At 42.0% G+C, this 17,672-nt stretch carries 26 protein-coding genes; 11 read left to right on the plus strand and 15 right to left on the minus strand.

The features are described 5' to 3' along the window. The first annotated feature begins 322 nt into the window (after nucleotides 1-322). Nucleotides 323-2,068, plus strand: a complete 1,746-nt coding sequence (dld, locus tag AAC854_RS17440; protein WP_340618235.1) for a D-lactate dehydrogenase — start codon at nucleotides 323-325, stop codon at nucleotides 2,066-2,068. Nucleotides 2,069-2,152: 84 nt separating this feature from the next. Here the strand turns inward: dld and sbcB are convergent, their stop codons facing one another. Then, nucleotides 2,153-3,583, minus strand: coding sequence for an exodeoxyribonuclease I (gene sbcB, locus AAC854_RS17445; protein WP_340618236.1), 1,431 nt, complete (start codon nucleotides 3,581-3,583; stop codon nucleotides 2,153-2,155). A 175-nt stretch (nucleotides 3,584-3,758) separates the two neighbouring features. Between sbcB and AAC854_RS17450 the strand changes: the two genes are divergently transcribed. After that, nucleotides 3,759-4,937, plus strand: coding sequence for a tyrosine-type recombinase/integrase (locus AAC854_RS17450; protein ID WP_340618237.1), 1,179 nt, complete (start codon nucleotides 3,759-3,761; stop codon nucleotides 4,935-4,937). On the opposite strand, the gene AAC854_RS17455 is transcribed toward AAC854_RS17450, so the two are convergent. From AAC854_RS17455 to AAC854_RS17510, 12 genes are all read right to left on the minus strand, one after another. Beyond that, nucleotides 4,918-5,106, minus strand: a complete 189-nt coding sequence (locus AAC854_RS17455) for a helix-turn-helix transcriptional regulator (protein ID WP_047769296.1) — start codon at nucleotides 5,104-5,106, stop codon at nucleotides 4,918-4,920. The two genes, AAC854_RS17450 and AAC854_RS17455, sit on opposite strands and share 20 nt — an antisense overlap. Before the next feature lie 318 nt (nucleotides 5,107-5,424). Next, the gene (locus AAC854_RS17460) at nucleotides 5,425-6,135 is read right to left on the minus strand and encodes an MT-A70 family methyltransferase (RefSeq protein WP_340618238.1); all 711 of its coding nucleotides are present in this window, start codon (nucleotides 6,133-6,135) and stop codon (nucleotides 5,425-5,427) included. Then, the gene (locus AAC854_RS17465) at nucleotides 6,083-6,298 is read right to left on the minus strand and encodes a hypothetical protein (RefSeq protein ID WP_340618239.1); all 216 of its coding nucleotides are present in this window, start codon (nucleotides 6,296-6,298) and stop codon (nucleotides 6,083-6,085) included. The genes AAC854_RS17460 and AAC854_RS17465 overlap by 53 nt, the downstream gene beginning before the upstream one ends. Continuing rightward, complete coding sequence (locus AAC854_RS17470) at nucleotides 6,273-6,617, minus strand: phiTE_015 family protein (RefSeq protein WP_340618240.1); 345 nt, start codon at nucleotides 6,615-6,617, stop codon at nucleotides 6,273-6,275. The genes AAC854_RS17465 and AAC854_RS17470 overlap by 26 nt, the downstream gene beginning before the upstream one ends. Beyond that, nucleotides 6,610-7,044, minus strand: coding sequence for a zinc-finger-containing protein (locus tag AAC854_RS17475; protein WP_340618241.1), 435 nt, complete (start codon nucleotides 7,042-7,044; stop codon nucleotides 6,610-6,612). The genes AAC854_RS17470 and AAC854_RS17475 overlap by 8 nt, the downstream gene beginning before the upstream one ends. An 88-nt stretch (nucleotides 7,045-7,132) precedes the next feature. Further along, on the minus strand, nucleotides 7,133-7,474 hold the full coding sequence (locus AAC854_RS17480; RefSeq protein WP_340618242.1) for a hypothetical protein: 342 nt from the start codon (nucleotides 7,472-7,474) through the stop codon (nucleotides 7,133-7,135). A 229-nt stretch (nucleotides 7,475-7,703) separates the two neighbouring features. Then, a complete protein-coding gene (locus AAC854_RS17485; protein ID WP_340618243.1) occupies nucleotides 7,704-8,576 on the minus strand; it encodes a RecT family recombinase in 873 nt (290 codons plus the stop codon). Between the two features lies 1 nt (nucleotide 8,577). After that, complete coding sequence (locus AAC854_RS17490; protein WP_340618244.1) at nucleotides 8,578-9,390, minus strand: PD-(D/E)XK nuclease-like domain-containing protein; 813 nt, start codon at nucleotides 9,388-9,390, stop codon at nucleotides 8,578-8,580. Next, a complete protein-coding gene (locus AAC854_RS17495) occupies nucleotides 9,387-9,665 on the minus strand; it encodes a hypothetical protein (protein WP_340618245.1) in 279 nt (92 codons plus the stop codon). The genes AAC854_RS17490 and AAC854_RS17495 overlap by 4 nt, the downstream gene beginning before the upstream one ends. Further along, nucleotides 9,662-9,841 (minus strand): hypothetical protein, encoded by a 180-nt coding sequence (locus AAC854_RS17500; protein ID WP_340618246.1) that lies wholly within the window; start codon nucleotides 9,839-9,841, stop codon nucleotides 9,662-9,664. The genes AAC854_RS17495 and AAC854_RS17500 overlap by 4 nt, the downstream gene beginning before the upstream one ends. A gap of 222 nt (nucleotides 9,842-10,063) precedes the next feature. Continuing rightward, entirely contained in the window at nucleotides 10,064-10,315 is a 252-nt protein-coding gene (locus AAC854_RS17505; protein WP_340618247.1) for a hypothetical protein, read from the minus strand. Nucleotides 10,316-10,725: 410 nt separating this feature from the next. Beyond that, complete coding sequence (locus tag AAC854_RS17510) at nucleotides 10,726-10,893, minus strand: hypothetical protein (RefSeq protein ID WP_340618248.1); 168 nt, start codon at nucleotides 10,891-10,893, stop codon at nucleotides 10,726-10,728. A gap of 144 nt (nucleotides 10,894-11,037) precedes the next feature. Here AAC854_RS17510 and AAC854_RS17515 point away from each other — a divergent pair, with 144 nt between their 5' ends. Then, entirely contained in the window at nucleotides 11,038-11,331 is a 294-nt protein-coding gene (locus AAC854_RS17515) for a DUF2622 domain-containing protein (RefSeq protein WP_340618249.1), read from the plus strand. Here AAC854_RS17515 and AAC854_RS17520 read toward each other — a convergent pair. Beyond that, a complete protein-coding gene (locus AAC854_RS17520; protein WP_340618250.1) occupies nucleotides 11,328-11,576 on the minus strand; it encodes a hypothetical protein in 249 nt (82 codons plus the stop codon). The genes AAC854_RS17515 and AAC854_RS17520 overlap by 4 nt on opposite strands. 220 nt (nucleotides 11,577-11,796) lie before the next feature. On the opposite strand from AAC854_RS17520, the gene AAC854_RS17525 reads away from it, so the two are divergent. Further along, nucleotides 11,797-12,018: a hypothetical protein gene (locus tag AAC854_RS17525; protein WP_340618251.1), complete on the plus strand. Its 222-nt coding sequence runs from the start codon at nucleotides 11,797-11,799 to the stop codon at nucleotides 12,016-12,018. A 270-nt stretch (nucleotides 12,019-12,288) separates the two neighbouring features. On the opposite strand, the gene AAC854_RS17530 is transcribed toward AAC854_RS17525, so the two are convergent. Next, entirely contained in the window at nucleotides 12,289-13,032 is a 744-nt protein-coding gene (locus AAC854_RS17530; RefSeq protein WP_340618252.1) for a S24 family peptidase, read from the minus strand. 127 nt (nucleotides 13,033-13,159) lie between these two features. Here AAC854_RS17530 and AAC854_RS17535 point away from each other — a divergent pair, with 127 nt between their 5' ends. From AAC854_RS17535 to AAC854_RS17565, 7 genes are all read left to right on the plus strand, one after another. Then, nucleotides 13,160-13,390 (plus strand): transcriptional regulator, encoded by a 231-nt coding sequence (locus AAC854_RS17535; protein WP_340618253.1) that lies wholly within the window; start codon nucleotides 13,160-13,162, stop codon nucleotides 13,388-13,390. Nucleotides 13,391-13,611: 221 nt separating this feature from the next. Continuing rightward, complete coding sequence (locus AAC854_RS17540) at nucleotides 13,612-13,974, plus strand: hypothetical protein (protein WP_340618254.1); 363 nt, start codon at nucleotides 13,612-13,614, stop codon at nucleotides 13,972-13,974. 60 nt (nucleotides 13,975-14,034) lie between these two features. Beyond that, nucleotides 14,035-14,202 (plus strand): hypothetical protein, encoded by a 168-nt coding sequence (locus AAC854_RS17545; protein ID WP_340618255.1) that lies wholly within the window; start codon nucleotides 14,035-14,037, stop codon nucleotides 14,200-14,202. Further along, nucleotides 14,195-15,283, plus strand: coding sequence for a replication protein (locus tag AAC854_RS17550; protein WP_340618256.1), 1,089 nt, complete (start codon nucleotides 14,195-14,197; stop codon nucleotides 15,281-15,283). Before AAC854_RS17545 ends, AAC854_RS17550 begins: the two co-directional genes overlap by 8 nt. 1 nt (nucleotide 15,284) lies before the next feature. Then, entirely contained in the window at nucleotides 15,285-16,658 is a 1,374-nt protein-coding gene (locus AAC854_RS17555; protein WP_340618257.1) for a replicative DNA helicase, read from the plus strand. Nucleotides 16,659-16,764: 106 nt separating this feature from the next. Then, nucleotides 16,765-17,133, plus strand: coding sequence for a hypothetical protein (locus AAC854_RS17560; protein WP_340618258.1), 369 nt, complete (start codon nucleotides 16,765-16,767; stop codon nucleotides 17,131-17,133). A gap of 55 nt (nucleotides 17,134-17,188) precedes the next feature. Next, entirely contained in the window at nucleotides 17,189-17,566 is a 378-nt protein-coding gene (locus AAC854_RS17565) for a hypothetical protein (protein WP_340618259.1), read from the plus strand. The last annotated feature ends 106 nt before the right edge of the window (nucleotides 17,567-17,672 follow it).

The following is a 17,672-nucleotide window of genomic DNA, read 5'->3' on the forward strand; positions in this document are numbered from 1 at the left end:
TCCATAGAATGCAAATGTCAGATTGCGATGCGCCTGTTAGGGCGCGGCTGGTAAGAAAGCCTTATAGGCGCATATGAAAAACCCCCGGCTATGCCGGGGGATACTTATTTTAAAAAATAGGAAATTGAAAAAAATAGTAAAAAGCAGTTATTGCATGAAAAACATTAAAATGCAGTCAGTGCTTAATAGATTCCAAGTTGAAATATGGATAAGAAATCAACAAATTGTAATGGAAAGGGTATAATAGATAATAATTTCGCCATACCTGATTGATTTCAGCAAGAGCCTGTCTGGTAAGTTCTCATAAGGTAATAATACTATTATGAATGATGTTAAAAGCCCACAAAATCAACAACTAATTGCTGTTCTCACCAATATCGTTGGTTCTTCCCATATCCTCACTGAACCCAGAAAAACAGAACGTTATCGAAAAGGTTTTCGTTCCGGGCAAGGAAATGCCCTTGCGGTTGTGTTTCCGGGCTCGCTATTGGAACTGTGGAAAGTTTTCAAAGCCTGTGTTGAAGCTGACAAAATTATCTTAATGCAGGCAGCTAATACTGGATTAACGGAAGGATCTACACCGAGTGGCGATAACTATGACCGTGATATCGTCATCATAAGCACCCTACGGATGGATAAAATTCAGGTACTTCAATCTACCAATCAAGTTATTGCTTTTCCTGGCAGTACATTATGGCATCTGGAAAAAGTATTGAAACCGTTGGGGCGCGAACCTCATTCAGTTATAGGTTCATCCTGTATTGGTGCCTCTGTTATTGGGGGGATCTGTAATAATTCAGGGGGTTCTCTGGTTCAGCGTGGACCCGCTTATACCGAAATGGCACTATATGGTCGCGTTAATGAAAAAGGTGAAGCTGAACTCATTAACCATTTGGGAATAGCATTAGGTGATAAACCTGAAACTATTTTGTCTTGTCTGGAAGAACAGCGTTATCGTGCCGAAGATATTGAGCACACTGAAAGAGCTGCTTCTGATCATGAATATTCACAGCGTGTCAGGGATGTTGATGCAGAAACTCCATCACGTTTTAATGCCGATGAGCGAAGGTTGTTTGAAGCCTCTGGCTGTGCGGGTAAATTAGTTGTCTTTGCCGTTCGCCTTGATACTTTTCCGGCAGAATCATCTTCGCAGGTTTATTATATTGGCACGAATCAACCTGAGGTTCTGACGGAGCTACGCCGCCATATTCTGTCAAATTTTGAGAACTTGCCCGTTGCCGGAGAATACATACATCGGGATATTTTTGATATTGCTGAAGTGTATGGAAAAGATACTTTTGTCATGATTGATAAACTAGGCACAGATAAAATGCCAATGTTTTTCAGCCTGAAAGGGCGAATGGATGCCATATTGGGTAAAGTACCGTTTTTGCCTTCTCATTTTACTGACCGTGTCATGCAGGGCTTGAGCCGTTTATTACCTGCTCATTTGCCCGCTCGTCTGAAAGAGTACCGAAATCGTTTTGAACATCATTTAATGCTGAAAATGTCTGGTAAAGGTATTAAGGAAGCGAGTGAGTGGTTGAAAAGCTACTTTAAACAGGCTGAGGGAGAATATTTTGCCTGTACGCCAGAAGAGGGAGCAAAAGCATTTTTACACCGTTTTGCAGCCGCAGGGGCCGCTATTCGTTATCAGGCCGTTCACAGTAATGAAGTGGAAGATATTCTGGCATTGGATATTGCTTTGCGACGCAATGATCGTGAATGGTTTGAAACCTTGCCTGAAGATATCAATGAAGCATTAGTGCATCGGCTGTATTATGGTCATTTTATGTGCCATGTATTCCATCAGGATTATATTGTCAAAAAGGGTGCAGATGTTTACGCACTGAAAGCAAAAATGTTGGAAATTTTGAATCAACGTGGAGCTGAGTATCCTGCTGAACACAATGTGGGTCATTTATATGAAGCTAAACCACAGCTCAAACAGTTCTATCAGATAACTGATCCTACCAACACCTTAAATCCGGGAATTGGCAAAACCTCCAAACTAAAAAATTGGGTGGGAGAGTGTGGGTGTCAGAATATAGATCACCAGCACGACTAACTTGTTTTAATGAATAAATAGAAAAAGACAAAACCTGAAGGGTTGTCTTTTTCTATCATAAAAAATGGAAATTGGGTGGAAGTTTTATTCAGCTAGTTGAACTGCATAATCAACCAATGCTTTTAACTGGCGGCATTTTTCTTCATCGGATTGATATTCCACAAAAAGCGCTTCAATTTCTGCAAGATATTGACTAATACTTGCTTGTGTCAAAATATCTCGGCGATGACGTAACCAGCATTGTTGTTCGTCATAATCCAGAGTTGCCGGATAGTTTCTGGCGCGATAACGAAACAAGAGTGCCTTAATGCGTACATCCTGGAACGATAAATCCAATGCCGGTAAATTTTGAGGGGCTGTTTCTCGGATAATTTCCATTGCGGTTTTATCGGCATCACTGAAAAAGCCGTTATACAACTTAGTATCGACATTATCAGATTCTGGAAATTCTTCCGGATGAGAAAACAATTCAACAACTTTTTCTCTGATTTGAGGATGATTGCGCAAAATAGCTAAATTTTGTTCGCATTGATTGCGATCTAATCCTACTCGTTCTGTATCCGCTGGCCGTAATGTATTTTCTGGTGCGATGATTGGGCACTTATTGATATGTACTAATTTAATGGGGACTGGAGTTTGACCTGGCTGTAGTTCATTACGCCGGGTGTATAAACGATCGCGTAACTCATCTGCACTGAGTTCCAATAATGGGGTGAGATCGCCTGCCAGGTCACACATGATCACCGCGTTACGATTTGTTGGATGCCATGCTAAGGGGGCAATAAGGCTGATATTACTGCGTAACGTACCAAACATACCTGATACATGAACCAGAGGTTTCATTTGCGGAATATCAATCTGATGGCTGATTTTCTGCTTGTTTCTTAATTGGAAAAAGTAATCAAACAAGCGAGGCTGAGCTTTTTTTACCAGCTTTGCCATTGCGATAGTGGCATAAACATCGGACATAGCATCATGGGCCTGAGTATGTTCAATACCGTTGGCTTTTGTCAGATGTTCTAGCTTGAAACTCGGTAAACCATCATCATTTTCTGGCCAGATAATACCTTCTGGACGCAAGGCATAGCAGGCACGTAATACATCAAGAAGATCCCAGCGGGAATTACCTTTTTGCCAACTATAAGCGTAAGGATCGTAAAAATTACGATAAAAAATGTTGCGACTGACTTCGTCATCAAAACGAATATTGTTATATCCAAGAATACACGTATTCGGTTTACTGAATGCTGCATGGATTTGACGAGCGAACTCCGCCTCATTGACGCCTTTTTTCAGGGCCAATTGTGGTGTAATGCCTGTGATCATGACAGCCTCAGGATCAGGAAGATAATCGTCAGAGGGAGCACAATACACCACTAAAGGTTCTTCAATGATATTGAAATCACTGTCGGTGCGAACGCCTGCAAATTGAGCGGGACGATCTAGGGCAGGGTGTTTACCAAAAGTTTCGTAATCATGAAAGTAGAATGATGGTTGTTTGTTATCGGTAGACAAAGTTTTTTTCCGTAAGTTATTGGTGTTTATCTTTATGATTTTAATGGTTTTATAAAATAAATTTAACTGTATTTTGCTTTGAATGTTTGATTGTGTCCTTTACTGTCTAGTTTCGTCCATGCAATATTAAGTACAGAATGAGTACAAATTAATATTTCTGTGAGTACAAAACGATATGGCTCTTAGTGACACAAAATTACGCTTTATACATGGTAAACCATATCAGGGGAATCCTGAAATAACAGATATCGACGGACTTAGCGTCCGAGTGTCTCCCAAAGGGATGATCACGTTTCAGTGCCGTTACAGATTTAGCGGCAAACAACACAGAATTGGTATAGGCCGATATCCGGCTATCTCATTGCGGGACGCTAGGGCAAAAGCTGTAGAAATAAAAATTCTCGTTGAACAAGGGGTAGATCCTCGAACACTAAATGACTCTACAGAGAGAAAGATAACAACGTTGGATGATTGCATTAAATACTGGGCGGATACATATGTATATACACAACTGAGACCAAAAACTCAGGCGCTCTATGATGCTATGGTGATAAAAAACACATCTGGGAAATTTCCTAATACAGACATTGAGAAAATAACATCTAGAGAGTGGATTGACTTATTTGCAGGGTTCGAGAAAGAGAATCCTAAAAAAGCGCATAAATTATTTATTCAATTAAAATCAGCTATTAACTGGTGCATTAGGCGGCAACTAATAGACTCATGCCAAATAATGAAAATCAACCCAAGAGATATTGGCGAAAGATCTAGTATAGGCGACCGGGTTTTATCATATCAGGAGCTTGCTAAAATTTGGCTAGCCATAGAAAGAAGCCGAGCATCGACATCTAATAAATTATTACACCAAATGGTGATGTTGTGGGGATGTCGGTTGTCAGAACTTAGATTAGCCACTATTCAAGAATTCGACTTAGAAAATGAAATATGGACAGTTCCTTCCGAGCACAGTAAGACTAAAAAAATAATACGAAGGCCAATATTTGATGGCATTCGCCCGCTTCTTGATAAGGCTCTTATCACCTACAAAGATATTCTTTTCCCAGGGCAGGATATTCGTGAACCAATTTCTATAGCGGCAGCAAACAGGTATGTAATAAGAATTAGGGATGGTCTGGATATGGATAAATGGCGAGCACATGACTTCAGGAGGTCGCTTGCGACTCGCCTATCTGAGGAAGGTGTTGCCCCGCATGTAATAGAAAAAATGCTGGGGCATGAGATTGGAGGGGTAATGGCTATTTATAACAAGCACGATTGGATTGATGATCAGCGTGAGGCGTATGGTATTTATTTTGACAAATTGATGTGGCATCTTAGGAAGATAACTGACTGACACCGCCATCTTCTATCCACTTATAAAAATCCTTGCGTAGGTAGGCCTTAGGGCGGAGTTTTACTGGTCTTGGGAACTTCCTGCGCTTCTCGTAATCCCATAGTGTTTGTCGGGAAGTGATGCCGAGCTTTTTCATCACTTCGTCTTTTGATATTAATTTCTTATCCATCTTTCATCTCCCTCTGAATCAACCGAACATAGTAAACCAGCACTGATTTAGCGCTGAATCACATATGGTTGAGTGGTTTAAATTTGGGTGTGTATTTATCGAGAATTGCGGTGACTGCGGTATCGTCGTATTTGGGTAGGCTCTTGAGTTCTTTGAGGCAATCCCTTGCCACTGTCCTCCTTGCGTTCTCGAATTCGCTAGTCATCGGTGATGGTGATATTCACATCTGACTCAGGGAAACTAATTGACAGCAATCCCTCCACAACAAGATCGGTGACAAAATCTGCCAATATTTCATCTGGGACTTTTCTACCGGGATTAGTAATTTTCTCTGCTGTGGTTCTGGGTATCGATATTGCTATTTTTGGTACTTGCATATTTAACTCCATTAATAAATTCGATATTGTTTATAGGTGACTCATTCCCCCATGAATGCCAGCCATCGACTGACTCACGGGCGAATAATTCAATGCGCGGGACATCGCCGTATAATTGCTCTAACCTGTAGTGAACCTCTCGCGGCTTCTGTGAATGTTCACCCAGACACGAATAAATAACCTGTTTCACACTGGCACTTTGTCGTGGCAGCCCGTTGCCTCGGATGGCGATCAGCGCATCCTCTGAGTTGCTGCGGGTATAATTACCGCCGTTCATCCGTGTTTCAGTATTGAGCAGCTCCATAAAATCCCAACTGTCGAGCAGCCTTTCTTCCTGAATGGCTTTGTCTATGCGTTCCATTGCCAGCTTGTTCAACTTCACCCATGTAAACAGCTTCATAGTCTTGACCGTGAATCCCCACGCCTCAGCTAGTTTGATTGCCTCCAATGCAAAATTCCCTGTGTACCACATGCAGAGCACAGAGTTTTCAGCGGCTATTTTTTCGATGGGAAGTCGGGTGAGAGAATAAAAATCGGTGGTAGCGTAGTGGTTATTGGCGGCTCCATTGCTAGCTGCGTTATTATATTGCCAAGGTGGGTCAGCTAATATCAGGCTGTATTTTTGTTCCATCTCTCCGCCTATTCTTCTCATAGTCCTCCCCACATTCCCGGCTACAGAATGCACCGTGTATTGCTGGCTCCGTCTCACACCAGCGACACATCCCGTTGACACTGGTTAATGCTGGCGGTCGGTTCTGGAGTGCATGAGATATATTCAGCTCATTTAATTCATTCGCTACGTCGATAATATCCATGATGGTTCTCCTTAATTTTAAACCCCTGCCGCTCTAACATTTCCTGTATTTCATTAATCGTTTCATTGCGGGCCATCATGCGTTCCTGAATATCAGGCTCTTTATTTTCAATCTCTGATATTGTGAAATTTTCAGGTAATTCTATTTCGATATTTTCCCGGCTCGTTTTCCATCCCGCCTGAAATACCTCCCAATAATTTTGGGCTGACATATTGAAATATGTTCCGTCTCCATCTTTCTCTAATGCATTTTCAAAATAACGGAACTTAGTTAAAATGAATTTCTCAAACGCCTCTCTGCATAAATCTGAATTAGCCATTATTAAACCTCCTGCATATATTCGCTGCCCGTTCACACATATCAGTGTCGAACCAGCCGAAGTGACATTGTCGAAATTGAATGCCTAATTTGCTTGCTAACCATCTGTACGCATCCGGGCGTGCTAAGTCCCGTTCCCGCCTCATCTCCTCAAATTCCCGTTTACCGCTCATTCGTGCGAGTCGTGTCGGATAATCCGCCAGTGTTCCCAGCGGTATATTGGTCTCTGGATGCATACCGACACGCGCACCACATGAGGTGCATAGATATAACCACGGCCATTTGCTATTCAGAACTCGCCCAAACACCTCCGTGTGATGGGCTATTTCTACATGGTTGCAGCAATATCGGCACTTAGTGGGGGTGGGGAACGGGTCATTGACTCGGTTAATTGCTCTGGGGTTGGGGTTCCATGGGGTGAACTGCATGTGTCCTCCCGAATTTGGTTACAATAATCCTCCCGCCGCATAGCAGCGTAGTGATAGGGTTGGGGTTAGAGGTTTTTGTTTGAACTGATTAATTCCAGTTGGAAATTTCTTCTTCGATTAAATCGTCGATTTCTGCATTAGTGGCTTCTTCATTGAGGAACAGGCGCGCTTCAGTGATATATTTTTCTCTGTTTTTATTAAAGAAGTCTGAAAATTCAGGTGACCATCCTCCTTCTTTATCACCTTGGAAATCAACTTTTGCATTTCCCTCTGCCATTTCTAAAATCATGGTATCCGCTGTAATAATCCCGCATTTTCGGACAAAGCCCTTTAGATCAGACTTGCGATAGTGGGGAGAGATTTTAGAGTCACAAACAGGAGCAAAAAGCTGTTTCCATCTCTGAATACAGCGCCCATGTAAAGTTTTCATAAGAAGATCCTTTAATAGTTGATTCTATCTGGATTGCCGAGCACAGTGACTCGGTGCTGAAAATCGGTGATGGGGAACGGTATTTCTTCGCTCTTTTTTTCCTTATTTTTCCTTTTTCTCTGCCTATCCCTTTCGCGAGCACAGATAACACAATCTCCCGTTGATATATACCGCTGCGTATGTCCGTATTTACAGGGCCTGTCGTATAAAAATTTAGGCTCCTCGGTCATTATTCATTCTCCATGTCGCTTAGCTCGTCTTTTCTAATTTGATAAACATCAGTAGCTTTATCTAGGGCATCCTGCTCGCGTGCTAGCTTCTTGGCGCTGTAGGTATAGAACTTATTTAATTCTTCAATGCTTTTCGCGTTATTTGCAGCCTCAGTGAAATCACACAGCAACTCATCAGGTGTGCGTTTGTCACCTTTTGGCTCATCCTTTACTGGCTTGTTGTTGATTAATTGATTGAGAGATTGCTTTGTTGTGACTGGGGTTACATCGCGCATAGCACGAGGCTCTGACTCAAACTCATCAGGCGTATAAACACCTAGGATCACTTCGGGGCAATAAAGACGCGCCCAGTATTTCACGGCTAGATAAGCAATTTGCTGCTTAGGTGCTGTTTTCCACAGCGGGGAGTTTCGTGTCGTGATATCGATAAGATAAACAGGCTCTCCCCATGTAATTTCAGACTCACCATTAAGGATTGCACCCACTTCAACGAACAACCCGCTTTCATCTGATTTATTCTTGGTTCCTGTGATTTTCTCCCAATCCCCGCCATACCGATAATGAAAGCGTCCGCGAACAGCCTTTGAGCTTGTAACCACTGCGTTTACTAACTGCGCCTCGTAACCTAATACCCCATTAACGAGATGTGTTTTTTGTGCTACTGCATATGGATTCATTCGCCATTGCGCGGCTTGTAACGCTACTGCCAGACAATCGGCTGGCTTGCCCGCTAGATGTTTCGGAACGGTTGCAACCCCTTGAGACATAACCTCAGCGAATGCCTGTAGCTTTTGCAGCCCCGTAGGGCTAAAAATTGCCGCCGATGTATCGGCTTCATGTTCATTTTCGAACGTAGTAATTGCTTGTGACATATTAGTTTCTCCGTTTGGCCCAATCAGGGCGCGAAATAGGTTCTATACCGCCCCAATCATCGTTGATACGGCACTCATGGAAAGTGTGTAAATTCTGTTTAAACAGCTCGAACCCAACATCAACATCGTCTGAATCCAGTTCAAAAACGTGCACTGGATAACGGGCACAATCAATCTTTTCACTGACTGCAATAAATAGGAAAATCGGCGATTCTCCAAAGTGACGCAAATAACCTTCCTGATACATTGCGTGTTGTACGTGATACCTAAGCTCTTCAATATGACGCGAAAACCTTTCCATATCTGCGGTTTTTTTAACATCGACAATGACAGGCTGGTTTAATAAAAATCTATCCGGCCTTATTCGGCATAATTCACCCGTGTCTGGGTCTGACCAATAAATGGATGCTTCGCTATGTCCATCGGCTTCTAAAAAGTATCTGGCTGCATGATGGGCCATGACACTATCTCTCATTAATTTCAGCTTTCTATGCTGCTCGTAATCCATGACGGTTTTCCCTGTATCCTCACAATCCTTTAAGAAGTCCTTTTCAGTCTGCTTTCCCTTGTCAGTCCTTCTGTTGAATTCCGGTGCCTCAATGAACCGATTGATAAACTCATCAGGCTCTAATAGCAGGCAGTGCAATGCCGTTCCCATATCCAGCGCTTTTAACTTTTCCGTGTCGATTGGGGCATGTTTCTTCCATCTATAAAATGCAGGACTCTTTGCAATATCATCCAATTGTGACTTACTCACTCCCTCGCCGTGGTGATATTCCGCATTGGAAATGTCATAATAGATACCAGGCGTCATGCTACCTCCCGTCTCTTAATTTCCAATAAACTTAGGTCGTACAGGAAGTTATTGAGACTCTCAAGTGCATCGCTATTCTTATCAAGCAGTACACCGAAAAGCTCAATCATTTTGGGGGATAAAACACCTTCAGGATCTTCTGGCAGACTGCTATATAAGTCATAAGCCTTGCCCCCTTGCTCTTCCTCTACAGCATCCTGATATGCGGTGGCCTCCATGTCCCGCTCGTATTTTTCATTCTGCATCCAATGGGGATCGTATCCGAAATGTCTCATAATGGAACCTCGGCGAATTTGAGAGAGCGCTGGTTATACCGTTCCTTGGATTGGCGAATTTTTATCTCGTCCATTAAATAATTCAGTTCGAATTCGGATAACTCTAATTCCTGAGCCATCCGCGCCATCTTCTCCATGCCATGACGCTTTTTAATTGGAAATGTTGCTAATGACATTGTTATTTCTCCTAAACCGGAATAAATACGAATAATGAGATGATGAATAGTGCAATTAGGCGCCTCCATGCGCGCCGATTCCTGACTGCCTGTGGTTGTTTGGGTACGACTGCGCACCCGTCGAACATGTTGTTACGCATGTAACAGTCCCTCGTTAGTAAAAACGATTAATTATTTTCGAGTTTGGATTATTTAGAGGTCAGCGACTCGGCGTGTATATGTTTAGGCATTGTCATCACCACTCAATAACATTATTTCAATATCCTCTAATACGTCTTCATCCATCCAAGCGGAGTCTGTTGTAAACCCATACTGGTAAATAATATCGACTAATTTCCTGTCCATATCCTGATGTCTTATATTAGAGTTTTCAATTTCTAATATTTTTTCATAAACTTCTCTTGGGATTTCCAGCTCTTGACTGTAATAAACTTTTGCTTCTGCGCTTATTGCTATTTTGACGATATCACTCATTATTATTTTCCTACATTCAGGTAATAAAAAGCCCCGCATTGGCGAGGCTGGTGTTTAATTTAGCTATCGTTTAAATGTCAGCTAATGCTCATGATTAGAAAAAGTGTTTATTAATGTATGCACCTGCCATGAATAATCCAGTACAGTCCAAGAAAATGACAATTACAAAAAATAAAAATACTAATGCTATTGGTGCACATATAATTCTAATTATTAGATTCTTACATTTATACACCCCATAACAAGATAATAATCCAATGGGGATAGTCAACCAAAAGTACCAAATAAACATAAACTCATACAATCCAAAGCCATAAAACATTTGTCACATTCCCTCATGATCCCTTATCGAATCCATGAATATATCAGAGTAACTCACCACAGCCCACTCGGAAATGAGCTGTAATTAGTTAACAACCATAGATAGCGTTCAGTTCGCGAATGCCACGGCGCTTGGATAACGCTAACCGAACGCTGATTTTACGCATTTCAAAGTCGCCATCATTGCGATAATTAACAGCAGACTGGCGATGACGCTTTAAATAGGCACGCAATTCGTTAATAAATTCGATATCCATATTCACACCCTCAGAATTAATATTGTTTATTTTGGTTGGTTGCCTGCTTTGATAACTCACTCAGGCGGCAGTGGTTCCTCACTTCCCACAGTCAAGGAAAGCTGATAATTTGGTCATTCCGCAGTCAAAATAGGAATAAGACAAATGAATTACTTAGTTCGTGTTGAAATATATGATGCTGATTACAATCAATACGATTTATTACATGAAAAAATGCTGGCGATTGGATTTCGCAGGACGCTTACCCGTACCATTACCCGCAAAGTCTATGACCTACCTGATGGTACATACTTTGGCAAATCTTCATTATCACCAATTAAGATTTGCGCGAAAATAAAATCAATAGCTGAGCCGCTGTCACGTAAATCCCCCTCCATAATCGTTTGTAGATTCTACGACGATGATTGCGCTTTTGCGCTTTTTCCAACAGTTGATTAACGTGCTGTAACATTCCCCGACTCCAATCTACGGCGGGTTTTGGTTTTGGTTCTCACTCGCTCTTTTGACGGAGTGCTGTTTACTGCCGGAATGAAACTGGTGAACACGTCGATAGTGTCGTGTTCCTGTTGGGTTAAACGCTGTTTGGGTTCGCGGTTATTTCGAAAATTCTCGCGTTGTTGCTGCCGAGACTGAAAAAAGAATTTGTCGAGAATATTTTCCAGTGCAATATCTTTCTCGTGCATAGAATTTCTCCTGTAATTGGCTCACCATAGACCACTCGATGAATGATCTGTGGTCAGCACCACACTCTCGCAGTGGTCGCGCTCATGCCATTGAGTCCGTATGTTGGAGTCGCCCGCGCTATCCTCAGCCGTAACCGGTGCGTGACTGGCGGTCACGCTGCACTACCGGAGCTACTTTTAATATATGAACCTTGACCCGTCACTACACAGGCTCACCAACATGGGTGACTCAGGGCTGCGTCACTACCGCAGCATTAACGTAATACGTCGCGGTCTGTCCGCTTTACTAAAGCATGATTATTTCCTCTTGGTTAATTACAACGCTCTCTCTGTCAGTGATGCCCGTTCGCGCTCTTTCGAGGCTAATCTTCTCGCTGACAGATTGATCAAGACGTTTGGAGTCCACAATCAACTATCAGCGATACATCGCATTTGTGCGTAGGGGTGTAACAGAGCTATACGCTGTTTTGGGTTAGATTGTTAAAGAGCATGTTACTTTATCTTTGGCTGTGTGCCGTTGATGGTTTAAATTTATCTCAAAGATAAATATATGTAAATAGCAAATTGATAAATAATTTATCATTTTCGCTCTCCTTTTTGATAAATGATTGATCTGTATTGATAAATATTTTTATCTTTTTTGGGTTTTGGGTACAAAAAAACCAGCACGAGGCTGGTTCTATTTGTTTTAGTTTTTTGTCTTAATTCTTAATTATCCCAATCTTGCGTAATCCATCTTCCATTTGCCAACGACAAAACCGTGTATATGAAACTTTGATTCATTTTCCGAGTCGATTTCCCATCTGTCATAAATTTGGTTGTCGCTAATAATTATCAGTTTATCCCTTAGTAATTGTAATCGTTTTATGTGCATACCATCCCCGTATGTAAAGGCATAAATCCCATCACTCATAAATCGATTGACTGTTATATCCAAAACAACTAATTCGCCCGGATCTATTGTTCCTAGCATGCTATCCCCAACGGCAGTTGTTAATTTTAACGAAGTTGACTTCCTACTGCCGAACATCCTTTTTGCATATTCAGGATCAATCTCAATTGAGCGAACTATATCGGGATAATCACTGTTCAACCTACCACCTCCGCAGCTAAATTCCACATCAAGTTGTTCAATCCTGTATGAAAGATCAGTAACTTTGTGTGAAAGATTTTGCAAGTGATAGTTAGCATCGTCTCTTTCTTTGTGATTATTGTCACATTTATCAATAAGTTGTTGGGGGACATCTAACCAACCAGTAGGTAGATCTAAATTTCCCTCTATACGTCTAGCAATAATGTCCCCTATGTTCCTAACCACATTATCACTCGTTAGCTGACTGAGCTGACTAGGTGGTATTCCTATCAACTCTGCAAATGATGCTTTAGATGTCCCTTGGCGCCCATATTGTGCCATCAAGGTGCGCAAATTATTGCGTCTTATATCTTTAGTTTCCATGTCCTCATCTTTGCATTAATTAGCAATTTGATAAATATGCAAAAAGATAATTAAAGATAAATTTCCTTGCCTATCTTTTATCTTAAAGATAAACTTGGTTTTATCATTAACACACAAGGTAAATAACATGAGCAATGACTTACTCCGTTGGAGAAAAGAATCGTCCCAAAAAGACTGGGAACGACTTGCTCAGCTAGCAGGGACAAGCGCCGGATATTTAAATCAAATTGCCTATGGTAACCGCCGTGCCTCACCTGCTATTGCTGAGCGCATAGAGACAGCTACTGGACAATTCACTGGGGTAGATCCAGTGAAAAAAGAATTACTGGTATTTGCCCAGATAAAACCTAGCGCTTGATAGCGCGCCGCTCTTTAACAATCTGCCCTCACGACAGGACACTGGTGAACCCTAGCAAACTGAAATAGCGCCGGGTAGTCACTCAGGCAATCGGGTATTCCCGTAAAGGCTCACTTACCAGAGACTCAGTCGTGTTAACCATCATCTATCTCATGATAGTTGACGATTTTGTATTTTTATTAAACACCTTAACTTAAATTTCACTTTAGGAACTATATCAAATGGAAGTCGCAAAAACCCGCAATACTCGCGTTACGTGTAAACCCCAAGTGCTGGAAACATTTTGGTTCAAATCAGCCGTGGAAACTGGAAACAGCCCGTTAGCCCGAGAAATGGGGATTCACCCAACCGGATTGAGTCGAGAAAAGGCGCGCATAGTAAAACTGGCGAGCAGAATGGTTGTGGAATTGGGACTGCCAGAGGGAAGTGTCGCAGCGCCCGGATGTGAGGCAAATATCGTACTGACTGGAGTCGAGGCCAGCAAGCTATTGTCAATGCTGGATGAACTCAGATACCCAAAAAGAAAAACCCCAGTTGCTGTAACAACTGAGGCTTCTGAAATGCAACTTGAGATGTCGATTTAACGACTGAGGGGCAGTATGCAAGTCCCCCTCAAAACAACATTTCACAGAGGTTAATTATACATGAAAACAAAATTTAATCACAGCGCTGTGCATAAAAATAACCGGCGTGATCAGGTTGCGCGTTCCGTCACTGAGGATGGCGCGAAAAAGCTGCGTGATGCTCTGGAGGATGCCAGATTGCGTCTGGAACATCGCGAGGAACTGACCGGAGGGAAACGCCATGGGTAACGTTGCAAGAATGGCTGATTACCGGCAGCCAATAACAAAAATAAAAGAGGAAAATGTGAATGATGATATTGAATTCATTAAAACTCCTCGTGAAGTAAAGCAGATGATGAGGAAGCATAGCAATGACGGCATCACATACAGACAATACCGAATCATGGATGCCATTATTGAAAAAACGTTTGGTTGGCATAAACGATTTGACCGACTAACCAACACTCAGATAGCTGAAATGATCAGCTTGCATCCCACTCATGTTAGCACTGAAATTAAGGGGTTAGTACAAAGAAAAATACTGATTAAACAAGACGGTATGATAGGGGTAAACGTAAATACATCTGAGTGGATTATGGATGTTAGCCAAAATAGCAAACCTTTAGCTAAATCAGCTAATAAAAGTTTAGCTAAAACAGCTAAAGAAAATAAGCCAATTCAGCTAAACACAAAAGATACTATTAAAGATAATAAAGAAAAGATCCCCCTTACCCCCACAGGGGAAGAAAATCTCGCTCTCGAAATATTGGATTATTTTAACCAGCTCACCCATTCCCGATTTCAATCAACAACACCATTCCTGAAAGCGCTATCCACAGTGAAGAGCAAGGGAGTGTGTTACACGGCTGATGAAATCAAACTGGTGATTGAATGGGCAGTGAAAAACTGGTCGTTTAAACCAACCCCCGAAAATCTGTTTCGGATGACTCGATTTGATAAGCGCCTATCTGATGCAATCAGTTGGAAAGAACGCACTGACAGAAACCCTGTTGATTGTCCCCACACTGAGTTAATCACGCTCTGGAATAACAAAATTCCCGCCCGCAGTGTTGATGCTCAGGAGTGGACACAACGTAGACCAGCCTACCGAAATCTGGAAACCGTGTGGAACGGCAAAACCAACAAAGGGAGCTGGCGAGAGGTTCAGCACATGGCAACGTGTTTTGATCTGATCAGCCAGTCATCGCTGTTCGGCCAACTGGAAGAGAAACCGTGGCTAACCCTGGACTGGATACTCAAGCCGGAGAATTGGCCGCAGGTTTATGAACAAGCAAAACGGGAACACATCGCAAGGCGCAACGGGGGTTAACATGGAAAAATTTTCTGATATTCACACAGAACGGGCGGTTATTGGTGGTGTTTTAATTTCGGGTAATGAATTTGCGGATTTTGCCATTGATGCGGTTGAGTCATTGGTGGAAAACGATTTCAGTTCCGTAGCTCACAGGCTGATCTTGCGGGCACTGAAACAACTCAATGCAACGGGCAGTAAATTTGATTTGGTATTGCTGAACAGTGAGCTTGAGCAAACGGGTGATTCCAATCATTGCGGAGGATTTGCCTACATTGCTGAGTGCGCCAAACATGTTCCCAGCGTCCACCTGTTACCCAGTTACGTTGATAAACTCAAGCGGTTATCCATGACCCGTGAAATGTTATCCGTGCTGCATGCTGGGATTGCTCGAATCACAGAAAGTGGCGTAAGTTCTGTTCAGGATATTGCCGGGGATATTGAAAACCAGATATCAAATTTAGGTAGCGCTAATGACGGTGGAACAACCCACATCATGGAAGGCATTGAGGAATCGATAGAAATCATTGAATCGATGATCAATGGCGATATCTGGAAACACAAAACCGAATTTGGTATGCCGGATATCGACAAGGCATTTGGCGGATTTAATAACACGGATTTTATTGTGGTTGGCGGTCGTCCGGGTATGGGTAAGACTATGATCAGTACGGCAATTACTAAAACCGTTTCCGTAGGTAAGAAAAAGCCAGTGATGTTCTTTAGTCTGGAAATGCCGAAATGGCAGATATCAGAGCGAATCGCCTTTCACCATGCGCATGTTCGCAAAGAGGACTTGCTTGGCGAGAACAACCGGGAACACATGATGGATGAATCGTGGGGCAAGCTGGCACATGCTCTGGAGGATATCAAAGTCTCGCCCATTCACATTAACGATAAATCCTCAATGAGTATCAGTGAGATTCGATCAGAAGCTAGACGGATGCACAAGAAAACGGGTGGTCTTGGCTTGATCATCGTTGACTACCTGCAAAAAATGAAAATGACCAATCCTGACAATATGAACCAATCTGTTGGCGAAATAGCCACAGGTTTAAAAAATCTGGCTAAGGAATTGAAATGCCCGGTTGTTGCCCTGTCTCAGTTAAACCGAAATCTGGAGCAGCGAGGTAACAAGCGACCCGTTAACGCAGATTTGAGGGAATCTGGGATTATCGAGCAAGAGGCGGACGTTATTTTCATGGTTTATCGTGATGAAAAATATAATCCTAATACGGAACTGAAAGGCGTCACTGAAATTATTTGCACGAAGTCCCGACATGCACCGGGAGCAGAGAAGACTTATTATTTCACTAATACACGTGGTGGATTAGAGGCCGCAGACCTCACCAGAATCAAGTCAGCTGGATATCAAGAAGATATTGAGTTCTAACCTTAAAAAATCTTGTGACATGTTTCTAAAACACCATGTTAGGCGCATGTTAATATGGAAATGAACCACAAGACACTTAAATTAAGTCAAGAAAACAGGGGTTGAAATGGATAAAAGAAAGCGCGAATTACTTAAACTAACGCATAAATACAAACAGTTAAAAGAGCGAATTGAGGAAGCATCTGAAAATGGAAATAAGTCACCTCAAAAATGGTTAGATGAAAAGCTTGCTCTTCAAGATGAAATTTGTGATTTAACTAATTCAACGCTAACAGATGAATTAATGGAAAGAGAGAGAGAATCAATGACAGATGAGGCGCTGATTTATTTTTTGAAGGAAAAATTACTTATAATTACAGCTCAATTAGCAACGGTTAAATGTGATTTTTATCCTGATCAAGAGCGAATTGATAAGGCCATTAGAGCGTCAGCTTATGCTGTTGATACAATAGAGAAAAACCACCTAAAGTTTTAATAATCCTCGCCTGCATATTGCAGGCTTTTTTAACCCCACCATAAGGATTTTTGAGATGAGATATTACAAACAATATCCTGTGATGCTGGAGCATTATTTAGATAATCCGACGTGGGCTGTAATAGCTGGGTATGACTACACGTTTGGTGATGTGATTTGTTTTCAGCTGAATAGCTTCTTAGCAACAATAAAATACGTATTCAGCAGAGATGCCTTGGATGATTTTTTGGATTATGAAATCAGGGATCTACCTGAATTTATAGCAAAATCAATAGGATTCTTGTTACTGATAGTCTTGTATCCAACATTCTTCTGGATCTTTGCCATCACCCAAATGAGTATCCACCGGAGAACCAGAGATAAATATCGCAATGGTCTTCCCGAAGACGTGAATTATCACATTATTGGCTGGTTAAGGAACTTCAAAAAATGAAAATCAAAACGAGTGCACTAACTGGGCGGGCGCTGGACTGGGCTGTGGCTAGAGCTACTGGCATGAATATTTATATGACCAATCAGCATGATAATGAGTACGAATG

The sequence above is a fragment of the Xenorhabdus entomophaga genome, from assembly GCF_037996725.1.
Lineage (GTDB): Bacteria > Pseudomonadota > Gammaproteobacteria > Enterobacterales > Enterobacteriaceae > Xenorhabdus > Xenorhabdus khoisanae.

Coding starts and splice junctions, on each gene's coding strand:
- AAC854_RS17560 (WP_340618258.1), top strand. CDS start 16,765: ATGGATAAAAGAAAGCGCGAATTACTTAAACTAACGCATAAATACAAA.
- AAC854_RS17500 (WP_340618246.1), bottom strand. CDS start 9,841: ATGTCATTAGCAACATTTCCAATTAAAAAGCGTCATGGCATGGAGAAG.
- AAC854_RS17450 (WP_340618237.1), top strand. CDS start 3,759: ATGGCTCTTAGTGACACAAAATTACGCTTTATACATGGTAAACCATAT.
- AAC854_RS17550 (WP_340618256.1), top strand. CDS start 14,195: ATGGGTAACGTTGCAAGAATGGCTGATTACCGGCAGCCAATAACAAAA.
- AAC854_RS17495 (WP_340618245.1), bottom strand. CDS start 9,665: ATGAGACATTTCGGATACGATCCCCATTGGATGCAGAATGAAAAATAC.
- AAC854_RS17490 (WP_340618244.1), bottom strand. CDS start 9,390: ATGACGCCTGGTATCTATTATGACATTTCCAATGCGGAATATCACCAC.
- AAC854_RS17525 (WP_340618251.1), top strand. CDS start 11,797: ATGGGTGACTCAGGGCTGCGTCACTACCGCAGCATTAACGTAATACGT.
- AAC854_RS17475 (WP_340618241.1), bottom strand. CDS start 7,044: ATGCAGTTCACCCCATGGAACCCCAACCCCAGAGCAATTAACCGAGTC.
- AAC854_RS17565 (WP_340618259.1), top strand. CDS start 17,189: ATGAGATATTACAAACAATATCCTGTGATGCTGGAGCATTATTTAGAT.
- AAC854_RS17510 (WP_340618248.1), bottom strand. CDS start 10,893: ATGGATATCGAATTTATTAACGAATTGCGTGCCTATTTAAAGCGTCAT.
- AAC854_RS17540 (WP_340618254.1), top strand. CDS start 13,612: ATGGAAGTCGCAAAAACCCGCAATACTCGCGTTACGTGTAAACCCCAA.
- AAC854_RS17535 (WP_340618253.1), top strand. CDS start 13,160: ATGAGCAATGACTTACTCCGTTGGAGAAAAGAATCGTCCCAAAAAGAC.
- AAC854_RS17460 (WP_340618238.1), bottom strand. CDS start 6,135: ATGAGAAGAATAGGCGGAGAGATGGAACAAAAATACAGCCTGATATTA.
- AAC854_RS17480 (WP_340618242.1), bottom strand. CDS start 7,474: ATGAAAACTTTACATGGGCGCTGTATTCAGAGATGGAAACAGCTTTTT.
- AAC854_RS17520 (WP_340618250.1), bottom strand. CDS start 11,576: ATGCACGAGAAAGATATTGCACTGGAAAATATTCTCGACAAATTCTTT.
- AAC854_RS17470 (WP_340618240.1), bottom strand. CDS start 6,617: ATGGCTAATTCAGATTTATGCAGAGAGGCGTTTGAGAAATTCATTTTA.
- dld (WP_340618235.1), top strand. CDS start 323: ATGAATGATGTTAAAAGCCCACAAAATCAACAACTAATTGCTGTTCTC.
- AAC854_RS17545 (WP_340618255.1), top strand. CDS start 14,035: ATGAAAACAAAATTTAATCACAGCGCTGTGCATAAAAATAACCGGCGT.
- AAC854_RS17465 (WP_340618239.1), bottom strand. CDS start 6,298: ATGGATATTATCGACGTAGCGAATGAATTAAATGAGCTGAATATATCT.
- AAC854_RS17555 (WP_340618257.1), top strand. CDS start 15,285: ATGGAAAAATTTTCTGATATTCACACAGAACGGGCGGTTATTGGTGGT.
- AAC854_RS17455 (WP_047769296.1), bottom strand. CDS start 5,106: ATGGATAAGAAATTAATATCAAAAGACGAAGTGATGAAAAAGCTCGGC.
- AAC854_RS17530 (WP_340618252.1), bottom strand. CDS start 13,032: ATGGAAACTAAAGATATAAGACGCAATAATTTGCGCACCTTGATGGCA.
- AAC854_RS17505 (WP_340618247.1), bottom strand. CDS start 10,315: ATGAGTGATATCGTCAAAATAGCAATAAGCGCAGAAGCAAAAGTTTAT.
- AAC854_RS17515 (WP_340618249.1), top strand. CDS start 11,038: ATGAATTACTTAGTTCGTGTTGAAATATATGATGCTGATTACAATCAA.
- AAC854_RS17485 (WP_340618243.1), bottom strand. CDS start 8,576: ATGTCACAAGCAATTACTACGTTCGAAAATGAACATGAAGCCGATACA.